Raw genomic sequence first — 9,422 nt, forward strand, 5'->3', positions numbered from 1 at the left:
CCGTTGCCCTTGCCCCGGGAGAATAGGTTGACTTTGGAAAGCGCTCAATGCAGGCTTGATATAATCTATCAAAAGCCATCACAAATGACTTGCATTCGTGATTGAATCCATCAGGAACGCCGATGCGCCGTCCCACCATCTCCGATCTCGCCCGCGCCTCCGGCGTCAGTGTTGCCACCGTTGACCGCGTTCTCAACGCTCGCCACCGCGTACGCGAGGAAACGGCGAGACGGGTCTATGATGCGGCGCAGTCGATCGGCTATCACGCTGTCGGGCTGATCAAGCAGCGCGTCTTCGAAGATCTGCCGCAATACAAGCTCGCCTTCCTGCTGCAGAAGCCGATGCAGCCCTTCTATCAGAGCTTCGTGCGTGAGATCGAAACCGCAGCGCGCGCGCTGACGACGGCGCGCATCCAGACGCAGATCGACTTTCCGTCAGCCGCGACACCGGCTGCGATCGTCGAAAAGATCAAGACGCTCGGCGCCCGCAACCAGGCCGTTGCTCTCGTCGGTCCGGATTATCCCGCGGTGACGACCGCGGTCGAGGAATTGAAGGAGCGCGGTATTCCCGTCTTCTCGCTGCTCTCAGATCTCGCAACGGGCGTGCGCGACGCCTATGTCGGCGTCAACAACCGCAAGGTCGGGCGCACCGCCGCCTGGACGATTGCGCGCACGGCACACAAGCCCGGCAAGGTCGCCTGTTTCGTCGGCAGCCACCGCTTTCACGGCCATGAGCTCAGAGAAATCGGCTTCCGCTCCTATTTTCGCGAGAATGCGCCGGAGTTCGATGTCGTCGACACGCTGATCAATCTCGAGACCGCCGAGATCACTCATGAGGCGACGTTGACGCTGCTACAGAAACATCCCGATCTCGTTGGCCTCTATGTCTGCGGCGGCGGCATGGAAGGGGCGATCTCGGCATTCCGCGAAGAAGGCGTCGGCGGCAAGATCGTCCTGGTGGTCAACGAGCTGACGCCCGACAGCAAAGCCGGCCTTGCCGACGATATCGTCGCCATGGCGATCGGAACCCCGCTGCCCGCCCTCTGCAAGGAGTTGATGGTGCTGATGACGGGGGCCATCGAAAACGGCGAAACGGCTGTTCCCGGGCAGCTCTTCCTGCCTTTCGATATCCATATTTCTGAGAACATCTAAGCATTGATGGAATTCCATCATTCCGTTCGAAATTCTCTCAGCGATGAAAGCGGGCGCGGGCGATGACGGATGGATTGCAACGCGAATTCCGATAGAGATTCGCGGGACCCATTCACGAGGACCGCTCCGCCCTGTCGCGGAGATGAGGAGGAGATAGCACTCATGACTTCGATCCGTTTTGCGCTCAACCATATGGCAGCACCATCGCTTGCCATCGATGATTTTTTCGCGCTGGCCCGATCGCTCGGCATCGATGCCGTCGAGATCCGCAACGACCTTTCCGGCAATGCCATTCTCGACGGCACCAAACCCGAAACGATCAGGCAAGCGGCTGCCCGCCACGGCGTGACGATCATCTCGATCAACGCCCTGCAGCGTTTCAACGAGTGGAACGCGACCCGGGCCGCCGAAGCGCAGGAGCTGATCGATTATGCCAGCGCGTCCGGCGCCAAGGCGCTCGTCCTCGTTCCGAAGAATGACGGCACCGGCTGCGCCGATGGCGAACGGCAGGCCAATCTGCGCCAGTCTCTGATTGCGCTGAAGCCGATGCTGGAGGAAGCAGGCATTATCGGTCTCGTCGAGCCGCTCGGTTTCGAGATCTGCTCGCTGCGCTCCAAGACCGAGGCGGCCGAGGCCATCGAGGAACTCGGCGTGCAGTCGACCTTCAGGCTGGTCCACGATACCTTCCACCATCACCTTGCCGGCGAAGCCGCGACCTTTCCGCAACTGACCGGCCTCGTGCACATCTCCGGCGTCGACGACCCGGCTGTTTCCGTTGCCGATATGCGCGATTCCCACCGTGTCCTGGTCAATGCCGACGACCTGCTCGACAATGCCGGGCAGGTCAGGGCCCTGTTGCAGGCGGGCTATAACGGCTCGTTGTCCTTCGAGCCCTTCGCGGCGGAGGTGCATGCGCTAAAGGATCCGGCCGGCGCGCTGCGCGCCAGCATGGAGTATCTCAGCGCGCGGGTCTAAAAGCCGCGCGGTCGCTTGACGCTATTCTCTGCCCCTGAACCGGCGCTGATAGGCCGGATCGTAGAGCGAACTTTCGCGGAAATCTTCCACTGCCAACGAAGGGCCGACGAAGATGATCGCTGTGCGTTCGATCGGTTCGGCGGCAACCTTTGCTTCGATATCGGCGAGCGTGCCGCGCAGGATGCGCTCGTCCGGCCAGGAGGCCTTGACGACGATTGCGACAGGGCAGTCGACGCCGTAAAGCGGCGTCAACTCTTCGACCACTTGCTTCAGCGCGTGGATTGCCAGATGGATCGCCAGCGTGGCGCCCGTCGCGCCGAACTTCGCCAGTGTCTCGTCGTTCGGCATCGGTGAAGCGCGGCCGGAAACGCGGGTCAGCACCAGGCTTTGGGCCACGGCCGGGATCGTCAGCTCTCGGCCGAGGGCTGATGCTGCGGCGGCAAAGGCCGGAACGCCTGGCGTCATCGTATAATCGATGCCGTGTTTTTGAAGCCGGCGCACCTGCTCGGCGACTGCACTCCAGACAGAGAGATCGCCGGAATGCAGCCGGGCGACATCCTGGCCGGCCGCGGCAGCGCGAAGATATTCCGCCTCGATCTCGTCGAGCGACATCGGCGCCGTATCGACGATACGTGCGTCCAGCGGACAATATTGCAGCAGTTCGGGCGAGACGATCGAGCCGGCATAAAGGCAGACCGGGCATCGGGCAATGAGATCGCGGCCACGCACCGTGATCAGATCCGCAGCACCTGGTCCCGCGCCGATGAAATGCACCGTCATCTCGTCATCCTTTCGTCCAGCGCCACTGCGTTACCGGCATGGCCGGCCGCCAGCCGCTCATGCCGCCGACGGGCTTTGCGCGCGATATTTCGATCCGCGTGAGGAAGCCGCCGTGTTTGCCATGTTCGCCGAGCAGAACCGCTTCCATTTCCAGCGTCACAGCATTGGCAACGAGCCGCCCTCCCCGCTTCAGCGCGGCAATCGCCGTGTCGACAACACCCGGTTCGCTGCCGCCGCCGCCGAGGAAGATCACATCCGGTTCCGGCAGGCCGTCCAGCGCATTGGGTGCTGCACCTTCGACGACGGCAAGATGCGGCACGCCAAAGGCAGCTGCATTGCGGGCGACACGTGCGGCCCGTTCCGACGACTGCTCGACGGCGATCGCCTTCAGCGACGGATCGGCCAGCATCCATTCGATGCCGATCGATCCCGAGCCCGCGCCGATATCCCAGAGCAGTTCGCCATGACGCGGCGCGAGCGCCGAAAGCGTCATCGCCCGGATTTCGCGTTTGGTGATCTGCCCATCATGCTCGAACAGCTCATCCTCGATCCCGGCAGCAAAAGGCAGAATGCGTGCCCCCTCCCCTGCCGCAACATCGACAGCGCAGACATTCAGCGGATCGATGCCCAGGAGGTCGAAACCCGTCGCCGGGGCACTTCTCTGCCGTTCCCGAACGCCGCCCAGCGCCTCAAGCACCGTAAGCCGTGACTGACCGAAGCCAGCAGCGGTCAACAGCGCAGCCAGATCGCCGGGGCCTTTCTCGTCCGAGGTCAGCGCGATGATGCGCCGTCCGGGGTGCAGATGCGGCCTGATCAGATCGATCGGCCTTCCATGCAGCGAGATCGCTGCGACGTCCTGCAGCGGCCAGCCAAGGCGGGAGGCGGCAAGGCTGAAGGCCGAGGGCGCGGGGATGGTGCGCATCTCTTCCGCCGCCACATGGCGGGAGAGCGTTGCGCCGACGCCATAGAGAAAGGGATCGCCGGAGGCGAGCACGACAACCGGGGTGCCGCGCCTTTCGAGGATAGCCTTGACCGAGCGCTCGAACGGGCTCTGCCAGGAAAGCCTTTCGCCTGTGATCAGCGAGGCAGCGAGTGCATGATGCCGCACGCCGCCGAAGACGGCAGGTGCGGTCGCAATCAGCCTCCTTGCTTCCTCGCCCAGCCCTTCTGGACCATCTTCGCCGATGCCGATAATAGTCAGCCAGCGCTGGCTGGACGCAGGAGAGACATCAGACATGGGAAGACCCCGCATCTTGATCCTCGGCGGCTCCAGCGAGGCGCGGCTGCTGGCCGAGGCGCTGGCGGAGCGTGATGACTGCGATGTTTTGATGTCGCTTGCCGGCCGCACCGAAAAACCGGCCACCCAGCCTGTTCCGGTTCGCATCGGCGGCTTCGGCGGTGCTGCCGCACTTGCCGATTTCCTGAAGGCCGGCGGATATGACCTGTTGATCGACGCCACGCACCCCTTCGCCGAGCGCATTTCGGCCAATGCCGCTTTCGCGGCTGAGACCACCGGCATTGCTGCCATCGCTCTGCGCCGTCCCGAATGGCAACGCGTGGCCGGCGATTGCTGGCAGGAGGTGCAGAGTATTCCCGCTGCCATCGAAGGGCTTGGCCCCCTCCCCCGCCGAGTCCTCCTGGCGACGGGCCGGCAGGGCGCACATCATGCGGAAGCAGCACCGCAACATCACTATCTCGTCCGCAGCGTCGATCCCGTCGAACCTCCACTTGCGCTTGATAATGTCGATTATGTCCTTGATCGGGGTCCGTTCACGCTGGAAGGCGAATGCGATCTTCTGAGGCAGCACGACATCGACGTCATCGTCGCCAAGAATAGCGGCGGTCTCGCCACCTATGCGAAGATCGAGGCAGCCCGACTGCTCGGCATCGAGGTGATGATGGTCGCGCGCACGCCGGCCTCGATCGTCAAGGCGGTCGGAACTGTAGAGGCGGCGCTGGCGGCGATCGATCACCTGTTCCCCCCCGCCATGAAGCGCGGCGTATAGACGAGGTCCAGTCTGCCTGGCCGCGTGACGATGCGAGTCTCGGCCGAGCCGATGATGATGCAGGTCGCCATATCGGCAATCGACGCATCTGCCTGCGACAGCTGCTGGACGGCGATACGTTCGTCCGGCCGCCCGGCTGCCCGCCCGAAAATAATCGGTGTTGCTGCAGGCAGATGGTCACGTAACAGCTTGAAGGCTTCGCCGAGCTGCCAGGGCCGCGCCCGGCTGATCGGATTATAAAGCGCGATGACAAAACCTGCCTTTGCCGCCGATAGAAGACGGTTTTCTATTATATTCCAAGGCTTTAGGTTATCAGACAGCGATATGGCACAGAAATCATGGCCAAGTGGAGCGCCTGCTCTTGCCGCCACTGCCAGCATCGCCGTGATGCCGGGCAGGATGATGAGATCGACCGCGCGCCACGCGGCCGGCCCGTTCTCGATCGCTTCGCAGACCGCGGCCGCCATGGCGAAGACGCCGGGGTCGCCGCCGGAGACGACGCAGACCTTGGCGCCATCAGCCGCCATGGCGAGTGCGGCCCCTGCCCTGCCGAGCTCCTCGCGATTGTCCGAGGCATGCCGCAGTTGATCGTGGCGGAGCTCCAGCCTGTCGAGATAAGGTCCGTAGCCGAAGAAATCCGTCGCCGCATCGACAGCGGCCAGCGCTTCCGGCGTCATCTGCTCGGGGTTGCCGGGGCCGGTGCCGATCACGTAAAGCCTGCCGCTCATCGGCTGCCCTCCCAGCCCGGCACCAGCACGAGCGAAAAATACGGTGCATCGCCGTCGGTCCTGTCGGCAAGCTTTTCCATCGCCGCATTCGCCATGGTGCCGCGCTCGACATAGACGGCTTCCGCAAGCCGGCCGGCGGCCGCCAGTGCCCGGCGGATCTTCGGCAGATTACGGCCGACCTTCATGATGACGGCGGCTTGCGTATCGGCAAGGCGGCGCGTCAGCTCGGTCTCGGCCATCGTACCGGGCAGTACGGTAAGCACGTCGTCGCCCTGGACGATCGGCATGCCCGCCAGCGACCAGCAGCCCGACATGGCGCTGATGCCCGGGATCACTTCCGTGGGGTAGCGTTGGGAAAGCCTGACATGCAGGTGCATATAGGAGCCGTAGAAGAGCGGATCACCTTCGCTGAGAACGGCGACAGTCAGCCCGGCATCGAGATGCCCGGCAACAGCTTTGGCAGACAGATCATAGAATTGGGTGATCAGCCTCTGATAGCGTTCGTCGTTCTTGTCGATCTCGGTCGTCACCGGGTAATAGAGCGGCAGCAGCGTCACCCCGGATTTCAGCAGCGGCTCGACGATCGCCTTGCCGTTGCCGCCCCTGCCCTGCTTGGCGAAATAGGCGATCACATCAGCGCCTTCGATGGCGCGCACGGCTTTGAGGGTGAGGAGCTCCGGATCGCCGGGACCCGTGCCGACGCCGATAAGACGGCCGCTTGTCGTCATAGGCCCGGCCTCGCCAATGCATTGATGGCGGCTGCCGTCATGGCGCTGCCGCCGAGCCGGCCGCGGACGATGGCAAAGGGTACGCCGTAGGAATTTTCCGCCAATGCATCCTTCGATTCCGCCGCGCCGACGAAGCCCACGGGCATGCCGAGGATCGCCGCGGGTTTCGGGGCGCCGTCGCGCAGGAGTTCGAGCAGATGGAAGAGGGCGGTCGGTGCATTGCCGATCGCGACAACGCTGCCGCCGAGCCGATCGAGCCAGAGATGCATGGCGGCGGCCGAGCGCGTATTGCCGGTCTCGCGCGCAAGCTCCGGTGTTGCGGGATCGCGCAACGTGCAGATCACCTCGTTCAGCGCCGGCAGCCGTGCCCGGGTCACACCCTGGGACACCATTTCCGCGTCGCAGAAAATCGGCGCCCCACCCTTCAGCGCGTCGCGCGCCGCGCTGACGAAATCGGCGGAGAACAGGAAATGCTCCGCCGCTTCGACCAGCCCGCAGGCATGGATCATGCGCACGGCGATTTCGGCTTGATCTTCGGTGAAGCGCGAAAGATCAGCCTCGGCACGGATAATGGCAAAGGAACGCTCGTAGATCGCATCGCCGCTGCGGATATAATCGTAGTCTGGCATTCCTATTCCTGTCGCAGCGCCTTCGAAACGCCGGTTGCGCCAAGCCGTTTAAGGCAGGCGGCGGTCGATTCGCCAGCGTCTTTGTTGTCTTCGATGGACTGGGCGAGCCTCTCTATAGCGAAATCGATCCGACCGCCAGCGATCCGTTCGTCCGGCAGATCCGCGGCAAGCCCATTGAGGATGAGGCCATAACCTTCCGCCGAGCCCGTCAGGGTCAGCGCCGGCCGGGCATGAGCGCAGCCCTTGGCACAGCCGGACAGATGCAGCGTCAGCGAACCGTCGAAAAGGGCAGGTGCTGCGGCGATGAGCCGGCGCGCCATGGCTCGCGTCTCGTAAAAGGCGGAACCGCAGGCGCCGGCGCCGGCACAGGCGGCGATATGCTCGCTGTTCTCACCAGGCTGGGTGCTGAAGCCATGTCTGGCTGCGGCGATCTGGATAGCCGGCACTATATCGGCGGAAAGCCCGATGAAGAAAAAACCGCGACCGGGCGCAAGCCGAATGGCTGTTGCGCCAAGGGCTGTTGCCAGATCGAGCAAAGCGACCAGATCGGAGGCTCTCATCTGCCCGAATTCCGGCCGGACGCCGAGTATGGTTTTGCAGTCCTCAAGCCTGTGCGAGCCGGCAAGCGGCATCCCTGCCGCGCGTGAAGGCATGACCTGAATGCCATCCATCGCGGGAAAACGCGTCCGCAGAAGCGCCGGATCGATATCCCTTGTCCGTCTACCCTGCCCGAGGATTGCCAACAAGCTCAGAATTTCGCCGACGGCAGATATCGCCGCTTCCTCAGGACCGATCGCGATCGGCGTTGAGGTTTCACCGTCGCCATCGAGCGCGACAAGCCATTCCGCGCGGGATTGCGCGACGACTCGAATATCGGCGGAAAGTGCTGACAAGCCGAAGGATCCGCCGCCGTCGACGACGAGCGAGAGTTTTGGCGCGAGCTGCGGTGAGGCAAGCTGATCGCGGAGCGTGCTGCGCAAGGCCATTTCCATTGCCGCCGGATCGCATATTTCTTCCGGGTCGATGCCGTGCAGCGGCGATGTCTCGATCGCCGGCCCGTCCGGCACGGTGATCCCGGCGGCATCGATATCGGCGGCGAGCTGTCCGACGGTCTCAGCCCGAAGGCCGCGGATCTGCAGATTGCCGCGGGCGGTGATTTCGAGAATGCCGTTTCCATGGGCCGCGGCCGAGCGGGCAAGGCTTGCGAATTGCGACAGCGTCAACGCGCCGCCGGCCGGCCGCAGCCGTACCAGCAAACCGTCGCCGGTCGGCATGGGCGCCGCAAGCGCGGGGCAGGCGCCGCGCCTACGCATCTCCGCCGCCGGGCGATCGTGCAGATCCGCCTCGCCCGTCCTGTCGCTCGCCTTTGCGGCCTCAATGCTCATTCTCGATCCTCTGGCCACTTCTTACATGATCGCAACCGGGCCGGCAAAGCATGCTGGAAAGGCTTCGGAGTGGCTATTCGTCGAAATCCCGTCCCTTGCGCAGGAGATAAATGTCCATGATCCAGCCGTGCCGCTGCCTGGCCTCGGCCCTGAGCCTCACAATGTCGGTGGCGATATCGCCAAGTCGTCCTGATCTGACGATCTCATCCTTGGTACCGAGATAGGCGCCCCAGAAGATCTCGGCATCGGGATCGTCGATCTTTGCAAAAGCCTGTTCGCCGTCAAGCATGACGACGGTGCTGTCGGTCAGAAGCCCGTCCCGCGCCAGCCTGCGCCCCGTGGTGATCTCGATCGGTTTGCCGACGAGGTTGACCGGGATTTTGTGGCTCGCCGCCAGCGCCTGGATGCTGGTGATGCCGGGAATGACGCTGTAATCGAAATCCAGGCGGCCCTCCCGGCGCACGCGTTCGATGATGCGGATCGTGCTGTCGTAGAGACTGGGATCGCCCCAGACGAGAAAGGCGCCGCTGCCATCATCCGGGAGACCGGAGATCAGTTCTCCATAGATGCGGGCGATCTCGCCGTGCCAGGCGTCGACGCTCTGCACATAGCTCTTGTTTGCCGTCTGCCTTTGCGGCACCGCGAATTCTGAAATCCTGCCAGCCGGCCGCGTGATATAGCGTTCGCAGATATCCCGCCGGATTTCAGCGAGCTCTTCCTTGCCTACGCCCTTGACCGGCAGGAAGACCACGTCGGCTGCGTTCATCGCGGTGATCGCCTGTATGGTCAGGTGCTCCGGGTTGCCCGTGCCGATGCCGATGATATGGATATGCTTCACGCGGATACTCCCCTTGAGTCCTGGGGGTCTTGCCGAAAAAGCTGGCTCGCCGCAAGGGTGGGACAGGGAGTTGGCCGCGGCCAACCTGCTTCATTGTTGCTAACTTGGCCCTGTTGTTGCTGCAATTCCCGAATCGTGTCACTTTCGATACGCTTTTTGACGCTAAGTTGACAGAAAAGCGCATCGAAAAGGATTGGGTGTT

At 63.4% G+C, this 9,422-nt stretch carries 10 protein-coding genes; 3 read left to right on the forward strand and 7 right to left on the reverse strand.

From position 1 onward, the window contains the following. Positions 1-122 precede the first annotated feature (122 nt). Positions 123-1,151, forward strand: a complete 1,029-nt coding sequence (locus tag RlegSU303_RS31365; RefSeq protein ID WP_131621317.1) for a LacI family DNA-binding transcriptional regulator — start codon at positions 123-125, stop codon at positions 1,149-1,151. Between the two features lie 162 nt (positions 1,152-1,313). Then, the gene (locus RlegSU303_RS31370; RefSeq protein WP_131621319.1) at positions 1,314-2,126 is read left to right on the forward strand and encodes a TIM barrel protein; all 813 of its coding nucleotides are present in this window, start codon (positions 1,314-1,316) and stop codon (positions 2,124-2,126) included. A gap of 21 nt (positions 2,127-2,147) precedes the next feature. Here RlegSU303_RS31370 and cobM read toward each other — a convergent pair whose 3' ends face one another. Then, a complete protein-coding gene (cobM, locus tag RlegSU303_RS31375; RefSeq protein ID WP_131621322.1) occupies positions 2,148-2,906 on the reverse strand; it encodes a precorrin-4 C(11)-methyltransferase in 759 nt (252 codons plus the stop codon). Between the two features lie 4 nt (positions 2,907-2,910). Next, entirely contained in the window at positions 2,911-4,143 is a 1,233-nt protein-coding gene (cbiE, locus tag RlegSU303_RS31380) for a precorrin-6y C5,15-methyltransferase (decarboxylating) subunit CbiE (protein WP_231283940.1), read from the reverse strand. On the opposite strand from cbiE, the gene RlegSU303_RS31385 reads away from it, so the two are divergent. After that, positions 4,142-4,912 carry a cobalt-precorrin-6A reductase gene (locus RlegSU303_RS31385; RefSeq protein WP_231283941.1) on the forward strand — a complete coding sequence of 257 codons (771 nt, stop codon included), beginning with the start codon at positions 4,142-4,144 and terminating at the stop codon, positions 4,910-4,912. The genes cbiE and RlegSU303_RS31385 overlap by 2 nt on opposite strands. Here RlegSU303_RS31385 and RlegSU303_RS31390 read toward each other — a convergent pair. The 5 genes from RlegSU303_RS31390 to cobF form a co-directional block, all read right to left on the reverse strand. Further along, positions 4,876-5,640 carry a precorrin-3B C(17)-methyltransferase gene (locus RlegSU303_RS31390; protein ID WP_017957768.1) on the reverse strand — a complete coding sequence of 255 codons (765 nt, stop codon included), beginning with the start codon at positions 5,638-5,640 and terminating at the stop codon, positions 4,876-4,878. The genes RlegSU303_RS31385 and RlegSU303_RS31390 overlap by 37 nt on opposite strands. Next, a complete protein-coding gene (locus tag RlegSU303_RS31395) occupies positions 5,637-6,368 on the reverse strand; it encodes a precorrin-2 C(20)-methyltransferase (RefSeq protein WP_017957769.1) in 732 nt (243 codons plus the stop codon). Before RlegSU303_RS31395 ends, RlegSU303_RS31390 begins: the two co-directional genes overlap by 4 nt. Continuing rightward, on the reverse strand, positions 6,365-6,997 hold the full coding sequence (locus tag RlegSU303_RS31400) for a precorrin-8X methylmutase (RefSeq protein ID WP_017957770.1): 633 nt from the start codon (positions 6,995-6,997) through the stop codon (positions 6,365-6,367). The genes RlegSU303_RS31395 and RlegSU303_RS31400 overlap by 4 nt, the downstream gene beginning before the upstream one ends. Positions 6,998-6,999: 2 nt before the next feature. Continuing rightward, the gene (gene cobG / locus RlegSU303_RS31405; RefSeq protein WP_231283942.1) at positions 7,000-8,382 is read right to left on the reverse strand and encodes a precorrin-3B synthase; all 1,383 of its coding nucleotides are present in this window, start codon (positions 8,380-8,382) and stop codon (positions 7,000-7,002) included. A gap of 73 nt (positions 8,383-8,455) precedes the next feature. Beyond that, positions 8,456-9,220, reverse strand: coding sequence for a precorrin-6A synthase (deacetylating) (cobF, locus tag RlegSU303_RS31410; RefSeq protein WP_094088520.1), 765 nt, complete (start codon positions 9,218-9,220; stop codon positions 8,456-8,458). Positions 9,221-9,422: the final 202 nt, after the last annotated feature.

The organism is Rhizobium sp. SU303 (assembly GCF_021052345.1).
GTDB classification, from domain to species: domain Bacteria; phylum Pseudomonadota; class Alphaproteobacteria; order Rhizobiales; family Rhizobiaceae; genus Rhizobium; species Rhizobium laguerreae.